This window comes from Thioalkalivibrio sulfidiphilus (genome assembly GCF_000377945.1).
In the GTDB taxonomy this organism is placed as follows: domain Bacteria; phylum Pseudomonadota; class Gammaproteobacteria; order Ectothiorhodospirales; family Ectothiorhodospiraceae; genus Thioalkalivibrio_A; species Thioalkalivibrio_A sulfidiphilus_A.
This window is the reverse complement of sequence record NZ_KB898927.1, coordinates 24,911-46,322: the sequence shown is the minus strand read 5'-3', so window position 1 is coordinate 46,322 and position 21,412 is coordinate 24,911. Positions and strand designations below refer to the sequence as shown.

Below are 21,412 nucleotides of genomic sequence, written 5' to 3'. Positions count from 1 at the left end.
GCTTCCTTTGAATTTTGAATTTTGAATTTTGAATTTTAAATCGCGCCTACGACGAGCAGCTCACCGCGATCTCCTCCGCCCAGTCCGGCGGCAGGGCCGCGTAGGCCTCCATCTCCGGCTGCTCGTCAAAGGGCCGCTCCAGCAGACGCTGCAGACGTTCCAGCTCGCTGAAGTCCTTCTGCTCCGCCTTCGCGATGGCCATCTGGGCCAGGTAGTTGCGCAGCACGTACTTGGGATTGACCGCCAGCATGTCCGCCAGGCGTGCCGTGTCCTCCCGTCCTTCACCGGCCAGCCGCGCCTGGTAATCCGTGAGCCAGGCGTCGAAGGCCTCAGGCTCCCGGAAGGCCGCGCGCAGGTCAGGCAACCAGTCGGGATCATGGAAGCGGCCCAGGGCCCGGAAGAAGCGGGTGTAGTCCACGGCGCTGCCGGCCATCAGGCCCAGCAGACGCTCGATCAGATCCAGGTCCTCACGGCGGGTTTCCGCCAGGCCCAGCTTGGCCCCCATCAGCGCCGTCCAGCGGCTGGCGAACTGGCCGTTGAACCGGTCCAGGGCGGCCTTGGCCAGTTCCACACCCGCCGCCTCGTCCTCGTGCAGCAGGGGCAGCAGGGCCTGGGCCAGGCAGGCCAGGTTCCACCAGGCGATGCGCGGCTGCTGGTCGAAGGCGTAGCGACCCCGATGATCGGAGTGGTTGCAGATGAAGCCGGGCTGGTAGGCGTCCAGGAAGCCGTAGGGGCCGTAGTCGATGGTCAGGCCGAGGATGGACATGTTGTCGGTGTTCATCACCCCGTGGGCGAAGCCCACCGCCTGCCATCGGGCGATCAGATCGGCGGTGCGCCGAATCACCGTCTCCAGGAAGGCGAAGTAGGGCTGATCCCGCTCCGCCAGTTCCGGGTAATGATGGGCGATCACGTAATCGGCCAGTTCCTTCAGCCGCGCAGGGTAGCCGCCATGGGCGAAGTATTCAAAGCTGCCGAAGCGCACATGGCTCGGCGCCATGCGCACCAGGATGGCGGCGGTCTCGACCCGCTCCCGATACACGGGCATGTCGCTGCCCAGGATGGTCAGCGCCCGGGTGGTGGGCACGCCCAAGGCATGCATGGCCTCGCTGGCCAGGTACTCCCGGATGGTGGAACGCAGCACCGCGCGCCCGTCGGCGCCCCGGGAGAATCGGGTCGGGCCACTGCCCTTCAGCTGCAGTTCCCAGCGCGCCCCTTCCGGCGTCTGCACCTCGCCCAGCACCAGCGCGCGCCCGTCCCCCAGCTGGGGCACGTAGACGCCGAACTGGTGCCCCGCGTAGATCATGGACACCGGCTCCATGCCGGTCAGGGGGACCTGTCCGGTGAAGGCGTTGACGAACTCCGCCCGGCTCGCCTCCTCCGGGTGCAGCCCGATCAGGGCCGCGGCCTTCTCGTTGAAGGCCACCCGGTAGGGCTGGGGAAACGGCGCCGGCATGGGCCGGTCGTGGAAGGCCTCCGGCAGTCGGGCGTAGCTGTTGATGAACTTCAGGTCTTCGAGTTTATGCATGGGCAGATGGTGGGGCCCGGGAGGCACCGTATCAACACAGAAACAGCGGGGTTTAAGGCAGTGGCCAGTGGCTAGTCTCAAGTGGCAAGGAAAGGCGGGCACTTCCCTCCGGGAAGTGCGGGGGTACACGGTGTATCCTTGCCACTTGCCACTTGCCACTTGCCACTTGCCACTTGCCACTTGCCACTTGCCACTGTCATGGACCCAACCCCCTTCCTGAACCGCCTCACCAAGAACCTCCGCCACTGGTCCAAGTGGGCCCGCCGCCAGGGGATCGAGTGTTTCCGCATCTACGACCGGGACCTGCCGGAGTTTCCCGTGGCCATCGACGTGTACGCGGGACGCCCCCACGTGCAGGCCTATGAGACCCGCTGGGAGGCGGACGAGGCCACCTATGAGGCCTGGGTGGATGCGGTGCGGGAGACGGTGGCGGGGCTGTTCGGGATCCCGCCGGCAGAACTGGCCTTCAAGGTGCGCCGCCGGCAGAAGGGCACGGATCAGTACGCGGCCACCGGCAACCCGCCGGCACCCTTCGTGGTGCACGAGGACGGACTGAAGTTCGAGGTGGACCTGCACCGCTACCTGGACACGGGCTTGTTCCTGGATCACCGCGTCACCCGCGCCCTGGTGCGTGAACAGGCCCGGGACAAGCGCTTCCTGAACCTGTTCGCCTACACCGGCAGCTTCACCGTGCACGCCGCCGCAGGCGGGGCCAGCGGTTCACTGACCCTGGATCTCTCCAACACCTACCAGGACTGGACCCGTCGCAATCTTCGCCTCAACGGCCTGGACCGGCCCGAACACCGGCTGGAACGCTGCGACGTGATGGAGTGGCTGGAGCACTCCTCGCGTATCGAGGAGCGTTTCGACCTGATCGTCATGGACCCGCCGTCGTTCTCCAACTCCAAGGCCATGGACACCACCCTGGACGTGCAGCGCGACCACCCCTGGATGATCAACCGGGCCCTGAGCCTGCTGACCGCGGACGGCGTGCTGTATTTCTCCAACAACAAGCGGGGCTTCAAGCTCTACGAAGACGAACTGATCCCCTGCGAGCTGGAGGACATCACCAGGAAGACCACGCCGGAGGACTTTCGAAGACACCCGCCGCACAAGTGCTGGATGATAAGGCGGGGGAGCTGGAAACCCGGGATGAAGTAAGAAGTGTGAATTAGGAAGTGCGAAGTATAGACCTCAAAAGACAACAGGAGCCCGCGCCTGCGGGAAAATGCTCCTGTAATGCATGCTCGCCCGCAGGACGGAGGTCCTACGAAATCAATTGCAGTCGGTCATCTCCAGTTCCCACTTCCCAATTCACACTTTTTACTTCATAGCGTCATTCCACCAACTGAATGATATGCCCCCCCGAGCGCTCGTCCTTCTCCAGTTTGATCAAGCCCTCCTTCTCCGCCGCCTCGAGCAGCGCACTGAAGGAACGGAAGCCGTAGTAGCTCTCGTTGAAACCGGGCTTGCGGCGCTTGATGGCCTGCTTGACCATGGAGCCCCACACGGTCTCGTCCTCGCCCCGTTCGGCCTGTAAGGCCTCGGCGGTTTCGACGATCAGGTCCAGGGCCTCCTGCATCTTCTTCTCGTCGCCCTCCTGTCCCTCGGCCTTTTTGGCCGGGGCCTCTTCCTTGCTGCCGGACTTGGCGGAGGACTTGCGGGGCTTGCGCTTCTTGTGGGCGGCCTCGCGCACCAGGTCGTCGTAGTAGATGAACTCGTCGCAGGCGGCGGTGAGCAGGTCGGAGGTGGACTTCTTCACGCCCACGCCGATCACCAGCTTGTTGTTCTCGCGAAGCTTCGCCACCAGGGGCGAGAAGTCGGAATCGCCGCTGATGATGACGAAACAATCCACGTGGCCCTTGGTGTAGCAGAGGTCCAGGGCGTCCACCACCATGCGGATGTCGGCGGAGTTCTTGCCGGACTGGCGCACGTGGGGGATCTCGATCAGCTCGAAGGCGGCCTCGTGCATGGGGGCCTTGAATTCCTTGTAGCGGTCCCAGTCGCAGTAGGCCTTGCGCACCACGATGTTGCCCTTGAGCAGCAACCGCTCCAGGACCTTGCCGATATCGAACTTGGGATACTTGGCCTCGCGCACACCGAGGGCGATGTTCTCGAAGTCGCAGAACAGCGCCATGTTCCTGATTTCACCGGGACCGGCCATGGGGGACTCCGTGGTTAAGGATATGAGGCTAAGACCAAAAACACTGGACAGGATTTACATGATTAACAGGATTAAAAGAATTTGTCTTTAGAAATCATGTTAATCATGTCAATCCTGTCGAGTTTTAATTTCGTGTGCCTCAGGCAGCCGGATCCAGCACTTCGAGTCCGCCCATGTAGGGACGCAGGGCCTCGGGGATGTGGATGCGGCCTTCGGCGTCCTGGTGGTTTTCCAGCACCGCCACCAGGGTGCGGCCCACGGCCAGGCCTGAGCCGTTGAGGGTATGCAGCAGTTCCGGCTTGCCGGTCTCCGGGTTGCGGTAGCGGGCCAGCATGCGCCGGGCCTGGAAGTCCTCGAAGTTGGAGCAGGAGGAGATCTCCCGGTAGGTGTCCTGGCCCGGCAGCCACACCTCGATGTCGTAGGTCTTGGCGGAGGAGAAACCCATGTCGCCGGCACACAGGGCCATCACCCGGTAGGGCAGCTCCAGCTTCTGCAGGACCTTCTCCGCATGGCCGGTGAGCGCCTCCAGGGCATCCCAGGACTGCTCCGCCGGCACCAGCTGCACCAGCTCCACCTTCTCGAACTGGTGCTGGCGGATCAGGCCGCGCACGTCCTTGCCGTAGGAGCCGGCCTCGGAACGGAAACAGGGGGTGTGGCTGACGAAGCGGGCCGGCACCTGGGCGGCCTCCAGGATGGTGTCCCGGGCCAGGTTGGTGACCGGCACCTCGGCGGTGGGGATCAGGTAGTAGCCGTGCTCGCTGATGTGGAACAGGTCCGCCTCGAACTTGGGCAGCTGGCCGGTGCCGCGCAGGGAATCGGCGTTGACCAGGTAGGGGACGTAGACCTCCTCGTAGCCGTGCTCCCGGGTGTGCAGGTCCAGCATGAACTGCACCAGGGCCCGGTGCAGGCGGGCCATGGCGCCCCGCTTGACGGTGAAGCGCGCCCCGGCGAGCTTGGCGCCGGTCTCGAAGTCGAGCCAGCCCTTGGGTTCGCCCAGGGCCACGTGATCCCGCACCGGAAAATCGAAACGCCTGGGCTCACCCCAGCGGCGGATCTCCACGTTGGACTTCTCATCCAGGCCATCGGGCACCGAGGCGTGGGGCACGTTGGGAATGCCCATCAGGAACTCGTCCAGTTCCGCCTGCAGGGCCGCGAGCCGGGTCTCCGCCTCGGCCAGGGCCTCGCCGATGCGCGAGACCTCTGCCTTCAGGGGCTCGATGTCCTCGCCCCGGGCCTTGGCCTGGCCGATGGCCTTGGACCGGCTGTTGCGCTCGCTCTGCAGCGCCTGGGTATGCACCTGGATCTGCTTGCGCTCCGCCTCCAGGCGGGCAAAGGTCTCGGTGTCCAGCTGGAAGCCCCGGCGGGCCAGCCGCGCGGCAGTCTCTTCCAGTTCGTTACGCAGGCGTTTGGGATCCAGCATGAGCGGCAGTCCTGGGCAGAATTCACGGAAAAATCAGCGCGGAATCTTACCACAGAGGCCGAGGCCGCCGGGATGCTGCCGTGTTAGAAACCGGGGATCACAAAAGAAAATCCTCAACGCAAAGACGCGAAGACGCAAAGTGCGCAAAGGATATTTTGATCAAAAGCCTTTTGGCGCCCTTTGCGTCTTCGCGTCTTTGCGTTGAAGGCACTTAAGCTTCAACGCGTGTGCTGGGTGCGGAATTTCTGGGGGCGGTGTTTGCGACCCACCCGCTTGCCCTCGCCGCCGGTTCCGCCCGTGCCGGCGGGCTGGTAGCGCGGCACCAGGTGGCGCTTGCCGTTGCCGATGAGATCGGCGCGGCCCATGTTCTCCAGGGCCTCGCGCAAGAGCGGCCAGTTCTCCGGGTCGTGGTAGCGCAGGAAGGCCTTGTGCAGGCGGCGCTGGCGCAGGCCCTTGGGTGAGTAGACGATCTCCGCGCCCTTGCGGCGCACGTTCTTCAGCGGGTTCCGGCCCGTATGGTACATGGCGGTGGCCAGCGCCATGGGGCCGGGCAGGAAGGCCTGCACCTGGTCGGCGCGAAAACCATTGCGCTTGAGCCAGAGGGCCAGGTTCATCATGTCCTCGTCCGTGGTACCCGGGTGCGCGGCGATGAAGTACGGAATCAGGTACTGCTCCTTGCCCGCCTCCTTGGAGAACTTGTCGAACAGGGCCTTGAAGCGGTCGTAGCTGCCCATGCCCGGCTTCATCATATGGGACAGGGGCCCCTGCTCCGTGTGCTCCGGGGCGATCTTCAAGTACCCGCCCACGTGGTGGGTCACCAGCTCCTTCACGTACTCCGGCGACTCCACCGCCAGGTCGTAGCGCAGGCCCGAGGCGATGAGCACCTTCTTCACCCCGGGCACCTGACGCGCGCGGCGGTACAGATGGATCAGGGCGCTGTGGTCGGTATTGAGGTTCTTGCAGATCTCCGGGTAGACACAGGAGAGACGCCGGCAGCTCTGCTCGATCTTCTCGTCCTTGCAGGCGATGCGGTACATGTTGGCGGTGGGGCCGCCCAGGTCCGAGATCACCCCGGTGAAGCCCTCCACCTTGTCACGGATCTCCTCGATCTCGCGGATGATGGAATCCTCGGAACGGTTCTGGATGATGCGCCCCTCGTGCTCGGTGATGGAGCAGAAGGTACAGCCGCCGAAGCAGCCGCGCATGATGTTCACCGAGAAACGGATCATCTCCCAGGCGGGTATGCGCGCATCGCCGTAGGCCGGGTGCGGTGCCCGGGCGTAGGGCAGGTCGAACAGGGCGTCCATCTCTGGCGTGGTGAGCGGAATGGGCGGCGGGTTGAGCCAGACCTCCTTGTCGCCGTGGCGCTGCACCAGGGCGCGGGCGTTGCCCGGGTTGGTCTCCAGGTGCAGCAGGCGCGAGGCGTGGGCATAGAGCACCGGGTCCGACTTCACCTGCTCAAAGGACGGCAGACGCACCACGGTCATCTCCCGGGGATGGTCCCGGGGGATCTCCCGGTGCAGGTGTACCACCTTCACCGGTGGCGGCGCATCGGGGGCCTGTTTGGCCGTCTCGCAGGTCGACGGCGTGACCATGGCGTAGGGATCGGAGTGTGGGTCCACCTTGCCGGGGGTGTCCAGTTCCGTGGAATCCAGTTCCACGAAGCCGCCGGGCACCGCATCACGCATGAACGCCGTGCCGCGCAGATCCTGGATGTCCTTGGGGTGCTCGCCCTTCGCCACCCGGTGGGCCAGCTCCACCAGGGCGCGCTCGGCGTTGCCGTAGAGCAGCAGGTCCGCCTTGGCATCCAGCAGGATGGAACGGCGCACCTTCTCGGACCAGTAGTCGTAATGGGCGATGCGGCGAAGCGAGGCCTCGATGCCGCCGATGATCACCGGGGCATCCTTGTAGGCCTCCCGGCAGCGCTGGGTGTAGACGATCACCGCCCGGTCCGGGCGTTTGCCGCCTTCGTCATTGGGGGTGTAGGCGTCGTTGCGGCGGATCTTCCTGTCCGAGGTATAGCGGTTGACCATGGAATCCATGTTGCCCGCGGTGACGCCGAAGAAGAGATTCGGCTTGCCAAGGCGCCGGAAGTCCTCCACCGAGGTCCAGTCCGGCTGGGCGATGATGCCCACCCGAAAGCCCTGGGACTCCAGCAGGCGGCCGATGATGGCCATGCCGAAGCTCGGGTGGTCCACGTAGGCATCGCCGGTGACCAGGATGATGTCGCAGGAATCCCAGCCAAGCTGATCCATCTCCGCCCGGGACATGGGCAGAAACGGCGCGACGCCGAAGCGTTCCGCCCAGTACTTGCGGTAGGAAAAGATGTTCTTCGCGGGGAGCATGGCAGTGACCTACTGAAACTATCGGGTATTAGACGCTTTTGGCGGTGGAAATTCAAAGAATAACTGCGACGCAAAGGCGCAAAGACGCAGAGGAACGCAAAGAGGTTCTTTGATTAATTAAGACCTTTGCGACCCTTCGCGTCTTTGCGCCTTTGCGTCGCGGTTCTAATCAGCCGAACTGCTCGACCAAGACCACCGCGTGGGCGGCGATGCCTTCCTCGCGGCCGGCGAAGCCCAGGCGCTCGGTGGTGGTGGCCTTGACGTTGACACAGGCCTGGGCCACGCGCAGGTCGTCGGCCAGGTTGGCGCGCATGGCGTCGATGTGCGGGGCCATCTTCGGGGCCTGGGCGATGATCGTGGCGTCAACGTTGCCCACCCGATAACCCTGCTCAAGCAGCAGTTCCACCACCCGGCGCAGCAGCACCCGGCTGTCGGCACCCTTGTAGGCCGGGTCCGTGTCCGGGAAATGCCGGCCGATGTCCCCCAGCGCCGCCGCGCCCAGCAGGGCGTCGCACAGGGCATGGATCAGCACGTCGCCATCGGAATGGGCAGCGAAGGCCTTGGCGTGAGGAATGCGCACGCCCCCCAGCACCACGTGGTCCCCCGCCTTGAAGGCATGCACGTCGTAACCGTGTCCGATGCGGATGTTCATGGTGGCTCCAAGATAAATTCAAACGCGACGCAAAGGCGCAAAGACGCGAAGGATCGCAAAGATCTTATTAATCAAAGATCTTCTTTGCGTTCCTCTGCGTCTTTGCGCCTTTGCGTCGCGTTTCCCTGATTGAGAAAAAATTCCGCCAGGGCCAGGTCCGCCGGGCTGGTGATCTTGAGGTTGGCGGGGCTGCCTTCCACCAGGCGCGGGGCGTGGCCGGCAAGCTCCATGGCGGAGGCCTCGTCGGTCACGAGCAAGCCCTGCCGCCGGGCGTATTCCATGGCCTCCACCAGCATGGCGTAGCGAAACATCTGCGGGGTGAACGCTCGCCACAGGCCGCCGCGATCCACCGTCTGTGCCACACGCCCTTGCGTATCGGCGCGCTTGAGGGTGTCAGCCACCGGCGCGGCCAGGAGCCCGCCCACGGGATCGTCCCGAAGGGTGTCCAGCAACCGCTCAAGATCTTCATCAGAGAGACACGGGCGGGCGGCGTCATGGACCAGCACCCAGTCGTCGTCCGCGGCCTGATGCTTGAGGGCGCGCAGGGCATTGAGCACCGAGTGACAACGCTCCTCGCCCCCATGCACCACCAGCAGGGGCTTGTCGGAGCGTATGGTGAGTTCCCGGTAGTATTCGTCCTCGCCGCCGATGGCCACGGCCAGCCCGGTGATGCGGGGGCTGCGGATGAAGATATCCAGGGTGTGTTCCAGCACCGTGCGCCCGGCCAGCGTCAGGTACTGCTTGGGGCGATCGGCGCCCATGCGCCGCCCCACACCGGCGGCGGGAATCACGGCCCAGAAATCAGGGGAAGTGCTCATGGGGTCTCGCCGGGGCGGCCGACCACCTGGAAGAAGGTCTCGTCGCGACGGATCATGCCCAGTTCACGCCGGGCCCGTTCCTCGATGGCGTCCAGGCCGGTCTTGAGATCGGTGACCTCCGCATCCAGGGCGGCATTGCGGTAGCGCAGCTCTTCGTTCTCGGCCCGCTGGGCCTCCAGGGTCTGGCGCAACTGCCACACCTCGGCAACGCTGCCCTCACCGATCCACAGCTTGTACTGCAGCCCCAGCAGCAACACCACCAGCAATCCGGTCACCCATTTCATGGGTCCGTAGTGTAACCCAGACAGGGGGTGGCTGGATAAAGGCCTTCAACGCAAAGGCGCGAAGACGCGAAGAACGCAAAAAAGCTCTTTTTGAATAAAAAAACCTTTGCGCCCTTTGCATCTTAGCGCCTTTGCGTTGAAAGGTGTGTTCAGCCCAGCTGTTTGAAGGCGCCCCGGCCGGCGTACCTGGCGGCGCTGCCCAGGGCCTCTTCGATGCGGATGAGCTGGTTGTACTTGGCCACGCGGTCGGAACGGGACAGGGAACCGGTCTTGATCTGGCCGGCCTTAGTGGCCACGGACAGATCGGCGATGGTGACGTCCTCGGTCTCGCCGGAACGGTGGGAGATCACCGCGGTGTAGCCGGCCTTGTGGGCCATGTGGATGGCGGCCAGGGTCTCGGACACGGTGCCGATCTGGTTGAGCTTGATGAGGATCGAGTTGGCGATGTGCTTGTCGATGCCCTCCTTCAGGATCTCGGTGTTGGTGACGAACAGGTCGTCGCCCACCAGCTGCACCTTGCCACCCAGCTTCTCGGTGAGCAGCTTCCAGCCGGCCCAGTCGTCCTCGGCCATGCCGTCCTCGACGGTGAGGATGGGATACTGATTCACCCAGCCGGCCAGGTAGTCGGCAAAGCCGGCGGCATCGAAGGACTTGCCTTCGGATGCCAGCACGTACTTGCCGTCCTTGTGGAACTCGGAACTGGCGCAGTCCAGGCCCAGCCAGATGTCCTGGCCCGCCTTGAAGCCGGCCTTGTCGATGGCCTCCAGGATCACCTCGATGGCCGCCTCGTTGGAGGGCAGGTCGGGGGCGAAACCGCCCTCGTCACCCACGGCGGTGGAGGAACCGCGCTTGTGCAGCACCTTCTTCAGGGCATGGAAGACCTCGGCGCCGTAGCGCACCGCCTCGGCGATGGAGGATGCACCCACGGGCAGGATCATGAACTCCTGCATGTCCACGCTGTTGTCCGCGTGGGCACCACCATTGACGATGTTCATCATGGGCACGGGCAGGGTCACTGCCTCCTCCCCGCCCAGGTGGCGGTACAGGGGCATGCCCGCATCAGCGGCGTTGGCGTGTGCGGTGGCCATGGAGACCGCCAGCAGGGCGTTGGCGCCCAGGCGGCTCTTGTTGGGGGTGCCGTCCAGCTCGATCATGCGGCCATCCACGGCGGCCAGATCGGTGGCCTTCATGCCCAGCAGGGCCTCGCGGATCTCGCCGTTCACATGACCCACCGCCTTGCGCACGCCCTTGCCGCCGTAGCGGGCATCCTCGTCGCGCAACTCGATGGCCTCGCGGGCGCCGGTGGAGGCGCCGGAGGGCACCGCGGCACGGCCCATGACACCGGAGGCCAGGGTGACTTCCGCCTCGACGGTGGGGTTGCCCCGGGAATCAATGATCTCGCGGGCGTGGATATCGACAATCTCGGACATGGCAGGTGAATCCTCTGGATCTCAAGTTTGAAATTCGATGATAAATGGACAGGATGAACAGGTTTTTTCAGGATTCACAGGATGAAGAACAAAAACATAATGGACAGGATTTACAGGATTTACATGATTAAAAGGCGGCTTTTTGAAATCCTGTAAATCCTGTAAATCCTGTAAATCCTGTAAATCCTGTAAATCCTGTAAATCCTGTAAATCCTGTCTAATATTTTCTTGGCTCTTAAGATCCTGTGAATCCTGAAAAAACCTGTTCATCCTGTCCATTCATCCTTTCAGGAAACGCGACTCGATGAAGCCCTGGGCCTTGACCACGTCATCCAGGGTCTTGAGCGTCACCAGCAGTTCTTCCATCAGCGGCAGGGGCCAGGCGTTGGGGCCGTCGGACAGGGCCTTGTCCGGGTCCGGATGGGTCTCCATGAACAGGCCCGCCACGCCGGAGGCCACCGCGGCCCGGGCCAGCACGGGCACGAATTCCCGCTGGCCGCCGGAGCTGGTGCCCTTGCCACCCGGCTGCTGCACGGAATGGGTGGCGTCGAACACCACCGGGCAGCCGGTCTCGCGCATCACCGCCAGGCCGCGCATGTCGGAGACCAGGGTGTTGTAGCCGAAGGAGACGCCGCGCTCGCAGACCATGATCTGCTCGTTGCCCGCCTCGCGGGCCTTGTCCACCACGTTGCCCATGTCCCAGGGGGCCAGGAACTGGCCCTTCTTGATGTTCACGGGCCGGCCCTGGCGGGCCACATTCTGGATGAAGTTGGTCTGGCGGCACAGGAAGGCCGGGGTCTGCAGCACGTCCACCACCGCGGCCACCTCTTCCAGCGGGGTGTCCTCGTGCACGTCGGTGAGCACCGGCACGCCGATCTGCTGCTTCACGGTCTCCAGGATGCGCAACCCCTCCTCTAGGCCCAGGCCGCGGAAACTCCGGGTGGAGGAACGGTTGGCCTTGTCGAAGGAGGACTTGTAGATGAAGGGCACACCGACCCGCTCGCAGAGTTCCTTGAGCCGCCCGGCGGTGTCCAGGGCCAGCTGCTCGCTCTCGATCACGCAGGGGCCGGAAATGAGGAAGATCGGGTGCTCGAGACCCGCTTCGAAATGACACAGTTTCATGATGTTCAGTCGCTCTTGGTCTGGGTCTTCTCGTGCTGGGCGCGCGCCGCACGGATGAACCCGGAAAACAGGGGATGGCCGTCCCGGGGTGTGGAGGTGAACTCCGGGTGGAACTGGCAGCCCAGGAACCAGGGGTGGTCCTTGAGTTCCACCACCTCCACCAGGGAGCCGTCCTCGGAACGCCCGGAGATCACCAGTCCCGCGGCGGTCAGGGTCTCCAGGTAGCCGTTGTTGAATTCGTAGCGGTGACGGTGCCGCTCGGTGATGTGATCGCTGCCGTAGCACTGGTGGGCCAGGGTGCCCGGCGTCAGCTGGCAGACCTGGCCGCCCAGGCGCATGGTGCCGCCCAGGTCGGAGTCCGCACTGCGCTGTTCAATGCGGCCCTCACGGTCCTTCCACTCCGTGATCAGGGCGATCACCGGGTGCGGGGTATTGGGCCGGAACTCGGTGCTGTGGGCCTCTTCCAGACCGGCCACGTGGCGGGCGAACTCGATCACCGCCACCTGCATGCCCAGGCAGATGCCCAGATAGGGAATCTTGTTCTCCCGCGCATAGCGCACCGCGGCGATCTTGCCCTCAACGCCCCGCTCACCGAAGCCGCCGGGCACCAGGATGGCATCCAGACCCTCGAGACAGCCGGTGCCCTCGGTCTCCAGTTTCTCGGAATCGAGATAACGGATGGTGACCTTGGTGCTGGTATGAATGCCCGCGTGGGTGAGCGCCTCGTTCAGGGACTTGTAGGACTCGGTGAGGTCCACGTACTTGCCCACCATGCCCACGGTGACCTCCGCCTCGGGGAACTCCATGGCGTTGACCACGTGCTTCCAGTCGGAGAGGTCGGCCGGCGGCGCTTCGATGTGCAGCTTGCGCAGCACGATCTCGTCCAGCTTCTGGGAATGCAGCCACAGGGGGATCTTGTAGATGTTGTCCACGTCCACCGCGGAGATCACCGCCCGCTCCTCCACGTTGGTGAACAGGGCGATCTTGCGCCGTTCGCCTTCCGGCAGGGGCTGGTTGGCCCGGCACAGCAGCACGTCCGGCTGGATACCGATGGAGCGCAGCTCCTTGACCGAGTGCTGGGTGGGCTTGGTCTTGATCTCGCCGGCGGCGGCGATGTACGGCACCAGGGTGAGATGGATGAACAGGGCATTCTCGTGGCCCAGCTCCACGCCCATCTGGCGGATGGCCTCCAGGAACGGCAGGGATTCGATGTCACCCACGGTGCCGCCGATCTCCACCAGGGCGATGTCGGCACCCTCGGCACCGGCGCGGATGCTGCGCTTGATCTCGTCGGTGATGTGGGGGATCACCTGCACGGTGCCACCCAGGTAGTCGCCGCGGCGCTCCTTGCGGATCACGTTCTCGTAGATCTGTCCCGTGGTGAAGTTGTTGCGCCGGCCGGTCTTGATGCGCACGAAGCGTTCATAGTGACCCAGGTCCAGGTCGGTCTCCGCGCCGTCCTCGGTGACGAACACCTCGCCGTGCTGGAAGGGACTCATGGTGCCCGGATCCACGTTGATGTAGGGATCTAGCTTCAGCAGGGTGACCTTGAGGCCGCGGGCCTCGAGGATGGCGGCCAGGGAAGCGGAGGCAATACCCTTGCCCAGGGAGGAGACAACGCCCCCTGTAATGAACACATATCGCGTCATGGAAAGACTCTTGGAGAGTGGGCCGGCCCGGTGGCACGGGACGGGCAGAAAGTCTAGCAAATTCGGGGAATTCCCTCAATTACGCCCGGGCCCGCCCCAGATCTGCCCCCGGGCCCACATGACGCCGCACCGGCGCGTGAATCCTGCATGACAGGATTCACGCGCGCCTTGCAATCCCGGGCTGACTCCCACAAGGTAAATAGGCCTTAAGCCACAAGGCACCAATACCGGGCCCGGTCACCGGGTCCAGACCTTGCCAGCGCCATTAGACGGCGCGCGGCACATCCAGTTGTTCATTTCGACTGGGACAGCCGCAGGGCCAGCGAGGGGGACTTTTTCATCCGCGCCCTCAAGGCGCGCGGCGCCAGGCGCATCCTGGATGTGGCCACCGGCACCGGCTTTCACTCCGTGCAACTGGTGGAAGCGGGTTTCGACGTGGTCAGCGCCGACGGCAGCGCCGAGATGCTCGCCAAGGCCTTCGAGAACGGCCGACGACGGGGGCACATCCTGCGCACCATCCAGTCCGACTGGCGCTGGCTCAACCGGGACGTGCACGGACGCTTCGACGCCATCGTCTGCCTGGGCAACTCCTTCACCCACCTGTTCAGCGAGAACGACCGGCGCAAGGCCCTGGCGGAGTTCTACTCGGCGCTCAACCACGACGGCGTGCTGATCCTGGACCAGCGCAACTACGACGCCATCATGGACCACGGCTATTCCAGCAAGCACACCTTCTACTACTGCGGCGACAACGTGGAGGTGCGGCCCGAGCACGTGGACGAGGGCCTGGCCCGGTTCCAGTACACCTTCCCCGACCACTCCGTCTACCACCTGAACATGTACCCGCTGCGCAAGGCCTACGTGCGCCGCCTGATGCGCGAGGTGGGCTTTCAGCGCATCGAGACCTACGGGGATTTCAAGGAGACCTACAAGGAAACGGAGCCGGACTTCTTCATTCACGTGGCCGAAAAACAGTACCGGGAGGCATGCGCATGAGCCAGAACTACAGCACTGCGGTGGCCACCGCGCGGGACTACTACAACAGTGATGACGCCGACACCTTTTACCACCGGGTCTGGGGCGGCGAGGACATCCACATCGGCCTGTACGAGTCCGATGATGAGTCGATCTTCGATGCCAGCCGACGCACCGTGGCCCACATGGGCGACCTGCTGGGTGAGCCCAGGCCCAACATGACCGTGCTGGACATGGGCGCCGGCTTCGGCGGTTCCGCCCGTTACCTGGCGTCCGCCTACGCCTGCCGCTACGTGGCCAAGAACATCGTGGCCGCGGGGCTCGGCTCCCGCTGCGAGGTGCAGGTCTCCTACGCCATCGGCGTGGCCGAGCCCACCTCCATCGCCGTGGAGACCTTCGGCACCGGCAAGGTGGACGAGGGCACCCTCACCGCCCTGGTGCGCGAACACTTCGACCTGCGCCCCTACGGCATCCTCACCATGCTGGACCTGGAGCGGCCCATCTACCGCCCCACGGCGAGCTACGGGCACTTCGGTCGCGAGGACCTGGACGTGAGCTGGGAACGCACCGACCGGGCCGAGGCGCTGGCCGATGCGGCCAAGGGCCTCAAGGCCTCGTAGAAAGTTGGAAGGGTGAATTGGGAAGTGGGAAACGGGAAACGGCAAGGACCACGGCCTCTCCCGGACACCGGCTTCGCTCTCATGCCCAGCCGATATACAAAATGGAAAAGGGCGGCCACGGCCGCCCTTTTCAATGCCACACCACTTCGCACTTCCAGGTTCAGACTTCCGACTTCCAGTACACTGCCACCAGCACCTCCCCCCGAAACACCAGGGGCAGCCGGTCCCGCTGCCAGGGCGGCACGCCCCGTTCCTGCATCAGCTTCTTCAGGTCCCGGGTCTGGTCCCGTACCCGCAGGGTCTCGCCGCCCCGGCGAAAGGCCACGGTGAAGGTCTCGCCCGGTGCCGGAGTCACCCCCTGAGAGGCCAGCCAATCGCCGGACAGCGTCACACCAAGGGACGGGATCGCAAGTTCGCTGCGACCATCCCAGTCAAAACGCTGGCCGGGATCGTGATCACCGAGCGGTACCATGGCATGCAGAGCATCCCGGTAGCGGCGGATCTCGCCACCCGGCCAGGCCACCAGCGGCGTGGTATCCGGGCCGGCCGCGAGCACGTCGTCCAGCACGCTCTGCAGGCGCGCCTGGGATGGCAGGGGCAGGCCCTTTTCCATGAGCCAGAAGCGCAGGACATTGCGCTGGCGCGCCGGGCGCAGGGTCTTGAGCGCGGCCACGGAGAGGGCGCCAGGGGTCTCGCCGCGCAGGGCCTCCAGGTCCTGGCGCGCCAGGTCCCCCAGCAGGCCGAGGCTCTCCGCCTGGTGTCCGGCGGCGCGGGCAAGGGTCTGGTCCAGGGAGGGCCAGCGCTCGCGCAGCAAGGGCATGATCCGTTCGCGCAACAGGTTGCGATCGAAACGGGTGTCCCGGTTGCTGTCGTCCTCGACCCAGGCGAGACCGTGTTCCCTTGCGTAGGTCTCCAGGGCCTCGCGGGAGACCTCCAGCAGGGGCCGGCCATGCCAGCCCGCACCCAGGGGCTGCCAGCGGGGCATCGCCGCCAGACCCGCCGGGCCGGAACCCCGCAGCAGTTGCAGCAACAGGGTCTCCGCCTGGTCCCGCTGATGATGGGCGGTAAGCAGCCCGTCGCCGGGCATCAGTGCCGCCTCTAGGGCCCGGTAGCGGGCGCGCCGCGCCGCCGCCTCCGGGCTCTCTCCGTCGGTAGGCGAGGCATCCACGTGGATCACCTTGAGTTCCACGCCCAGGTCATCGCAGACCTGGGCGCAATGCTCGACCCAGGCATCGGCCCGCGGATTGAGGCCGTGATGCACGTGGATGGCGCGAAGCTCGGGAAACCCTTCACCGCGCAGGGCCGCGGCGGCATGCAGCAGCACGTGGGAATCGAGGCCGCCGCTGAAGGCGACCATCAGGCGGGAGGCGGGAGGGAGATGCCGCAGGGCATCGCGGAGGACTTCAGACAACATGGCAGTGAAGTGCGAAGTGTGAATTGGGAAGTGCGAATTGACAGCCTTTACTTCCCACTTCCCAATTCACACTTCGCACTTTTCTCACCCTTCCTTATATTCCCCATACCCCATCAGCCGCCCATAGCGACGTTCCAGCAGCGCATCGGTGTCCATGGCGCTGAAGGTCTGCAGGGCCTCGGCGAGCGCGGTGTGCAGGTTGCCGGCCATCTGCTCCGGGTTGCGGTGGGCGCCGCCCAGGGGCTCGGGGATGATGGTGTCGATCAGGCCCAGCTCCTTGAGCCGGGCGGAGGTGATACCCAGGGCCTCTGCGGCATCGGAAGCGCGCTCGGCACTCTTCCACAGGATGGAGGCGCAGCCCTCGGGGGAGATCACCGAATAGGTGCTGTACTGGAGCATCATCACCCGGTCACCCACGCCGATGGCCAGCGCGCCACCGGAGCCGCCCTCGCCGATCACGGTGCAGATGATGGGGGTGCGCAGACCCGCCATCACCTGCAGGTTCATGGCGATGGCCTCGCTCTGGCCACGCTCCTCGGCACCCACGCCGGGATAGGCGCCGGGGGTGTCGATGAAGGTGAAGACCGGCAGGCGGAAGCGCTCCGCCAGACGCATCAGGCGCAGGGCCTTGCGGTAGCCCTCGGGACGGGGCATGCCGAAGTTGCGGCGGATCTTTTCCTTGGTGTCGCGGCCTTTCTGGTGGCCGATGACCACCACCGGCTGTCCGTCGAAGCGGGCCATGCCGCCCACGATGGCGGCGTCATCGGCATAGGCGCGATCGCCGTGCAGTTCCTCGAAGTCGGTGAACAGGCGGCCGATGTAGTCCAGGGTGTAGGGACGGCGCGGATGGCGGGCCAGCTGGGCCACCTGCCAGGCGGTGAGCTTGGAGAAGATGGACTCGGTCAGGGACTTGCACTTGGCCTGCAGCCGCGAGATCTCTTCCTGGATGTTGACCTCGGCGTCATCACCCACATAGCGAAGTTCCTCGATCTTGGCCTCAAGTTCGGCGATCGGCTGTTCAAAGTCGAGAAAATCAGGGTTCATAGAATGGCTGCCGGGTTTGGATTCGTTGTCGTCGGCAAGGCTGGGATTCTAACGCTTTTGCTGTGGGAAGTGCGAATTGAAGGGAGAAGTGTGAATTGGGAAGTGTGAATGGAACCACCCTCACCCCCACTTCCGACTTCCCAATTCACACTTCACACTTCGCACTTCCACTCGCCCTTCTAGCCCGCATATCTCACCACCGTTCGTAGCGAGGGCGTCGAGATGCCGCTGTGACGGGGCGCGCGGACCGGAAGACGGCGCCGGCGTAGCCGACACTACGTCAAGCCGGCTGAAGTGAGCACGCCCCGTCACAGCGAGCAGATCGGCGGCCGCAGTAGAAGGGTGGTGAGATATGCGGGCTAGCGCAGCGCCACCGCATCCTCCCCCAGCAGCCCCCGCAGGCGGGCGATCAGGTCACCGCTGGGCCTGACCCGCCAGTCCTCGCCCAGTTCGAAGCAGGCCTGGAAGCGGTCGTCCCGGTAATGGATGTAGACCGGGCAAGGACCTTCCCGACTGGGGGCCAGGGCATCCTTGAGTTCATCCACCAGGCCGTTCACGGGCCGTCCCAGGACGCGCAGGTCCAGGCCCTTCACACACTGGGACAGGGCCTCGTCCAGGTCCATGACCTGGCGGGCGCGCAGGCGCACACCGCCGTTGAACTCGTCCACCCCGGCCTGGCCCTGGACCACCAGCAGCCGGTCTTTCACCAGCAGGTGCTGGTAGCGGTTGAAGTCCTCCCCGAACAGGCCCACCTCGATCCGCCCGCTGCGATCGTCCAGGGTCACGAAGCCGATGCGCCCGGTCTGGGTGGACTTGGTGCGAATGTTGATCACCAGGCCGCCCACGGTGGCCTGCTGTTCCTTGCGCCGCCGCCCTTCCCCGGGGGTCTGGTCAGCCACCTCGGCCACCAGGTCGGCGATGCGCTTGCAGTGAATGGCCTTCAGTTCCGCCTGATAGCGGTCGATGGGATGCCCGGTGAGGTACAGCCCCAGGGTCTCCTTCTCGGCGGACAGGCGCAGGTCCTCGTCCCACTCCGGCAGCTGCTCGTCATCCATGTCCGGCGCACCCGGGGTGACCGGGCCGCCGAACAGGTCCTCCTGGCCCAGGCTCTCGTTGCGCAGGTGCTGTTCGGCCCGGGACAGGGCCTTGGGCAAGTTGGCCATGAGGGTCGCGCGGTTGGGGCCGATGGAATCCAGGGCCCCGGCCCGGATCAGGGCCTCCAGGGTGCGGCGGTTGATCTTCTGGGAGTCGGCGCGCACGCACAGGTCATCGAGGCTCTGGAACGGACCGGCCGCTTCCCTCGCCTGGATCAGGGCCTGGATGGCGGACTCGCCCACCCCCTTGATGGCGCCCAGGCCGTAAATCACCGTGCGGGCGTCGGCCACGCCGAAACGGTGCAGGGAACGGTTGATATCCGGGGGCACCACGTGCAGTTCCATGGCCCGGCATTCCTCGATCAGGTTCACCACCTTGTCCGTGTGGTCCATGTCCGCGGACAGCACCGCGGACATGAAGGCCGCCGGGTAGTGCTGCTTGAGCCAGGCGGTCTGGTAGGAGAGCAGCGCGTAGGCGGCGGAGTGGGACTTGTTGAAGCCGTAGCCGGCGAACTTCTCCATCAGGTCGAAGATGTAGTTCGCGGTGGCCTCCTCCACGCCCCGGCCGGTGGCGCCGGCCAGGAAGATCTCGCGCTGCTTGGCCATCTCCTCGGGTTTTTTCTTGCCCATGGCCCGGCGCAGCATGTCGGCGCCGCCCAGGGTGTAGCCCGCCAGCACCTGGGCGATCTGCATCACCTGTTCCTGGTACAGGATCACGCCGTAGGTGGGCTTGAGGATGGGCTCCAGGTCCGGGTGGGGATAGTCCACCTTGGCCCTGCCGTGCTTGCGGTTAATGAAGTCGTCCACCATGCCCGACTGCAGCGGACCCGGCCGGTACAGGGCCACCAGGGCCACGATGTCCTCGAACACGTCCGGCTGTAGGCGCTTGATGAGCTCCTTCATGCCCCGGGATTCCAGCTGGAAGACCGCGGTGGTCTCCTGGCGCTTGAGCAGGCCGAAGGTCTCCGGGTCGTCCAGGGGGATGCGGTTCACGTCCAGGGGCGCCTGGCCCTCGGCCTTGCGCTGCTGGTCGATGGTGCGCACCGCCCAGTCGATGATGGTCAGGGTGCGCAGGCCCAGGAAGTCGAACTTCACCAGGCCCACCGCCTCCACGTCGTCCTTGTCGAAGTGGGTCACCACGCTCTGCCCGCCCGGTTCGCAGTACAGGGGCGAGAAGTCGGTGAGCTCGGTGGGGGCGATCACCACGCCGCCGGCATGCTTGCCCGCGTTGCGCGCCACGCCCTCGAGCTTTCGAGCCAGGTCGATGAGGCCGCTGACCTCCTCGTCCTCCTCGTAGAGGCGGCGCAACTCCTCCTCCTGCTCCAGGGCCTTGTCCAGGGTCATGCCGATCTCGAAGGGGATCAGCTTGGCGATGCGGTCCACGAAGCCGTAGGGGTGTCCCAGGACCCGGCCCACGTCGCGCACCACCGCCTTGGCGGCCATGGTGCCGTGGGTGATGATCTGGGAGACCTTCTCGCGGCCGTAGCGCTGCGCCACGTAGTCGATCACCCGGTCGCGCTGCTCCATGCAGAAGTCGATATCGAAGTCGGGCATGGACACGCGTTCGGGGTTGAGGAAACGCTCGAACAGCAGGTCGTAGAGCAGCGGGTCCAGATCGGTGATCTTGAGCGCATAGGCCACCAGGGAGCCGGCACCGGAACCGCGCCCCGGACCCACCGGGATGGCGTTGTCCTTGGCCCATTGGATGAAGTCCGCCACGATCAGGAAGTAGCCCGGGAAGCCCATCTGGCAGATCACGTCCAGCTCGATCTCCAGACGTTCCCGGTAGGCCTTCTCCTTCGCCTCGCGGTTGTCCGTGACGCCCTCCAGGATCACCGCAAGACGTTCATCCAGACCCTCACGGGAGACCTTGCGGAAATAGTCGTCGGTGGTCATGCCCGCGGGGACCGGATATTCGGGCAACACCGACTTGCCGAGCGTCAGGGAGACGTTGCAGCGCCGGGCAATCTCCACGGAATTTTCCAGGGCCTCGGGGATGTCGGCGAACAGTTCAGCCATCTCCTCGGGGGTACGCAGGTACTGCTGGGGGGTGTAGTCCCGGGGCCGGCGCGGATCGTCCAGCACCCGGCCGTCGTGGATGCACACCCGGGCCTCGTGGGCATCGAAGTCGGAGGCCGCCAGGAAACGCACGTCGTTGGTGGCCACCACCGGCAGGGAGCGGGACTGGGCCAGGTCCACCGCCGCGTGCAGGTGGTCCTCCTCCCCTGCCCGGCCGGTGCGCCCGATCTCCAGGTAGAAGCGTCCCGGGAACAGGCCCTCCCAGAATTCGCACAGTTCCTCGGCGGCAGCGGGCTGGCTGCCCATGAGCGCGCGGCCGATCTCGCCCTCGCGACCCCCGGAAAGCACGATCAGGCCGCGACTCGCGCCGTCGAACCAGCCACGGTCGATCACCGGCACGTCGCCGCTCTGCTGGCCGTCCTGATAGCTCTTCGAGATCAGCCGGGTGAGGTTGCGGTAGCCGTCCTCGTCCTGGGCCAGCAGCACCAGCCGCGCGGGGGCCTCCCCGGCCTGGGGCGCCGAGACCCAGGTGTCCACGCCCACGATGGGCTTGATGCCCGCCTTGAGCGCCGCCTTGTAGAACTTCACCATGCCGAACAGGTTGCCCTGGTCGGTGACCGCCACCGCCGGCATCCCCGCCTCGCGCACCGCCTCCACCAGCGGCCCCACGCGCACCAGTCCATCCACCAGGGAGAATTCGGTGTGCAGATGCAGATGTACGAAATTGGTGGTCATGGTTTCCTGATCGAAGTTCGATAAAAACTTTCAACGCAAAGGCGCAAAGACGCAGAGGGCGCGAAGAAAATCCTGTAACAAACCCCTTTGCACGACTACCCG

The 21,412-nt window shown here is 65.1% G+C and carries 16 protein-coding genes and 1 pseudogene; 3 read left to right on the top strand and 14 right to left on the bottom strand.

Going from position 1 to position 21,412, the window contains the following annotated elements:
* Window positions 1-46: 46 nt before the first annotated feature.
* On the bottom strand, window positions 47-1,525 hold the full coding sequence (locus D580_RS0104010) for a protein adenylyltransferase SelO (protein ID WP_018953147.1): 1,479 nt from the start codon (window positions 1,523-1,525) through the stop codon (window positions 47-49).
* 198 nt (window positions 1,526-1,723) lie between these two features.
* Between D580_RS0104010 and D580_RS0104005 the strand changes: the two genes are divergently transcribed.
* Window positions 1,724-2,686, top strand: coding sequence for a class I SAM-dependent methyltransferase (locus D580_RS0104005; protein ID WP_018953146.1), 963 nt, complete (start codon window positions 1,724-1,726; stop codon window positions 2,684-2,686).
* Between the two features lie 175 nt (window positions 2,687-2,861).
* Here D580_RS0104005 and D580_RS0104000 read toward each other — a convergent pair whose 3' ends face one another.
* The 10 genes from D580_RS0104000 to D580_RS0103960 form a co-directional block, all read right to left on the bottom strand.
* Window positions 2,862-3,689: an NYN domain-containing protein gene (locus D580_RS0104000; protein ID WP_018953145.1), complete on the bottom strand. Its 828-nt coding sequence runs from the start codon at window positions 3,687-3,689 to the stop codon at window positions 2,862-2,864.
* A 139-nt stretch (window positions 3,690-3,828) separates the two neighbouring features.
* Complete coding sequence (gene serS, locus D580_RS0103995; protein WP_018953144.1) at window positions 3,829-5,109, bottom strand: serine--tRNA ligase; 1,281 nt, start codon at window positions 5,107-5,109, stop codon at window positions 3,829-3,831.
* A gap of 218 nt (window positions 5,110-5,327) precedes the next feature.
* Window positions 5,328-7,454 (bottom strand): YgiQ family radical SAM protein, encoded by a 2,127-nt coding sequence (locus D580_RS0103990; RefSeq protein ID WP_018953143.1) that lies wholly within the window; start codon window positions 7,452-7,454, stop codon window positions 5,328-5,330.
* A gap of 169 nt (window positions 7,455-7,623) precedes the next feature.
* Window positions 7,624-8,106, bottom strand: coding sequence for a 2-C-methyl-D-erythritol 2,4-cyclodiphosphate synthase (gene ispF, locus D580_RS0103985; protein WP_018953142.1), 483 nt, complete (start codon window positions 8,104-8,106; stop codon window positions 7,624-7,626).
* 71 nt (window positions 8,107-8,177) lie between these two features.
* Window positions 8,178-8,924 (bottom strand): 2-C-methyl-D-erythritol 4-phosphate cytidylyltransferase, encoded by a 747-nt coding sequence (gene ispD / locus D580_RS0103980; RefSeq protein ID WP_018953141.1) that lies wholly within the window; start codon window positions 8,922-8,924, stop codon window positions 8,178-8,180.
* Complete coding sequence (gene ftsB, locus D580_RS0103975; RefSeq protein WP_012637754.1) at window positions 8,921-9,208, bottom strand: cell division protein FtsB; 288 nt, start codon at window positions 9,206-9,208, stop codon at window positions 8,921-8,923. The genes ispD and ftsB overlap by 4 nt, the downstream gene beginning before the upstream one ends.
* Before the next feature lie 149 nt (window positions 9,209-9,357).
* Window positions 9,358-10,638, bottom strand: coding sequence for a phosphopyruvate hydratase (gene eno, locus D580_RS0103970; RefSeq protein WP_018953139.1), 1,281 nt, complete (start codon window positions 10,636-10,638; stop codon window positions 9,358-9,360).
* A 21-nt stretch (window positions 10,639-10,659) separates the two neighbouring features.
* On the bottom strand, window positions 10,660-10,917 hold the full coding sequence (locus D580_RS16525) for a hypothetical protein (protein ID WP_155999713.1): 258 nt from the start codon (window positions 10,915-10,917) through the stop codon (window positions 10,660-10,662).
* Entirely contained in the window at window positions 10,918-11,760 is an 843-nt protein-coding gene (kdsA, locus tag D580_RS0103965) for a 3-deoxy-8-phosphooctulonate synthase (RefSeq protein ID WP_018953138.1), read from the bottom strand.
* A gap of 5 nt (window positions 11,761-11,765) precedes the next feature.
* Window positions 11,766-13,409: a CTP synthase gene (locus D580_RS0103960; protein WP_026289688.1), complete on the bottom strand. Its 1,644-nt coding sequence runs from the start codon at window positions 13,407-13,409 to the stop codon at window positions 11,766-11,768.
* Window positions 13,410-13,709: 300 nt separating this feature from the next.
* Between D580_RS0103960 and D580_RS15150 the strand changes: the two are divergent.
* Together D580_RS15150 and D580_RS16945 are read left to right on the top strand one after the other, a co-directional pair.
* Window positions 13,710-14,405, top strand: a pseudogene (locus D580_RS15150) (class I SAM-dependent methyltransferase); the annotation flags it as partial.
* The gene (locus D580_RS16945; RefSeq protein ID WP_018953135.1) at window positions 14,402-15,004 is read left to right on the top strand and encodes a methionine adenosyltransferase domain-containing protein; all 603 of its coding nucleotides are present in this window, start codon (window positions 14,402-14,404) and stop codon (window positions 15,002-15,004) included. The pseudogene D580_RS15150 and the gene D580_RS16945, both read left to right, overlap by 4 nt.
* A gap of 160 nt (window positions 15,005-15,164) precedes the next feature.
* On the opposite strand, the gene tilS is transcribed toward D580_RS16945, so the two are convergent.
* From tilS to dnaE, 3 genes are all read right to left on the bottom strand, one after another.
* Complete coding sequence (gene tilS / locus D580_RS0103945; RefSeq protein WP_155999711.1) at window positions 15,165-16,418, bottom strand: tRNA lysidine(34) synthetase TilS; 1,254 nt, start codon at window positions 16,416-16,418, stop codon at window positions 15,165-15,167.
* Window positions 16,419-16,502: 84 nt separating this feature from the next.
* Window positions 16,503-17,462: an acetyl-CoA carboxylase carboxyltransferase subunit alpha gene (locus D580_RS0103940; protein WP_018953133.1), complete on the bottom strand. Its 960-nt coding sequence runs from the start codon at window positions 17,460-17,462 to the stop codon at window positions 16,503-16,505.
* Window positions 17,463-17,821: 359 nt separating this feature from the next.
* Window positions 17,822-21,310 carry a DNA polymerase III subunit alpha gene (dnaE, locus tag D580_RS0103935; protein WP_018953132.1) on the bottom strand — a complete coding sequence of 1,163 codons (3,489 nt, stop codon included), beginning with the start codon at window positions 21,308-21,310 and terminating at the stop codon, window positions 17,822-17,824.
* Between the last annotated feature and the right edge of the window lie 102 nt (window positions 21,311-21,412).

Bases quoted from the DNA above. Each gene is read 5' to 3' on its own strand.
- D580_RS0104010 (WP_018953147.1), bottom strand. From the start codon at position 1,525: ATGCATAAACTCGAAGACCTGAAGTTCATCAACAGCTACGCCCGACTG.
- D580_RS0104005 (WP_018953146.1), top strand. From the start codon at position 1,724: ATGGACCCAACCCCCTTCCTGAACCGCCTCACCAAGAACCTCCGCCAC.
- D580_RS0104000 (WP_018953145.1), bottom strand. From the start codon at position 3,689: ATGGCCGGTCCCGGTGAAATCAGGAACATGGCGCTGTTCTGCGACTTC.
- serS (WP_018953144.1), bottom strand. From the start codon at position 5,109: ATGCTGGATCCCAAACGCCTGCGTAACGAACTGGAAGAGACTGCCGCG.
- D580_RS0103990 (WP_018953143.1), bottom strand. From the start codon at position 7,454: ATGCTCCCCGCGAAGAACATCTTTTCCTACCGCAAGTACTGGGCGGAA.
- ispF (WP_018953142.1), bottom strand. From the start codon at position 8,106: ATGAACATCCGCATCGGACACGGTTACGACGTGCATGCCTTCAAGGCG.
- ispD (WP_018953141.1), bottom strand. From the start codon at position 8,924: ATGAGCACTTCCCCTGATTTCTGGGCCGTGATTCCCGCCGCCGGTGTG.
- ftsB (WP_012637754.1), bottom strand. From the start codon at position 9,208: ATGAAATGGGTGACCGGATTGCTGGTGGTGTTGCTGCTGGGGCTGCAG.
- eno (WP_018953139.1), bottom strand. From the start codon at position 10,638: ATGTCCGAGATTGTCGATATCCACGCCCGCGAGATCATTGATTCCCGG.
- D580_RS16525 (WP_155999713.1), bottom strand. From the start codon at position 10,917: ATGGACAGGATGAACAGGTTTTTTCAGGATTCACAGGATCTTAAGAGC.
- kdsA (WP_018953138.1), bottom strand. From the start codon at position 11,760: ATGAAACTGTGTCATTTCGAAGCGGGTCTCGAGCACCCGATCTTCCTC.
- D580_RS0103960 (WP_026289688.1), bottom strand. From the start codon at position 13,409: ATGACGCGATATGTGTTCATTACAGGGGGCGTTGTCTCCTCCCTGGGC.
- D580_RS16945 (WP_018953135.1), top strand. From the start codon at position 14,402: ATGAGCCAGAACTACAGCACTGCGGTGGCCACCGCGCGGGACTACTAC.
- tilS (WP_155999711.1), bottom strand. From the start codon at position 16,418: ATGTTGTCTGAAGTCCTCCGCGATGCCCTGCGGCATCTCCCTCCCGCC.
- D580_RS0103940 (WP_018953133.1), bottom strand. From the start codon at position 17,462: ATGAACCCTGATTTTCTCGACTTTGAACAGCCGATCGCCGAACTTGAG.
- dnaE (WP_018953132.1), bottom strand. From the start codon at position 21,310: ATGACCACCAATTTCGTACATCTGCATCTGCACACCGAATTCTCCCTG.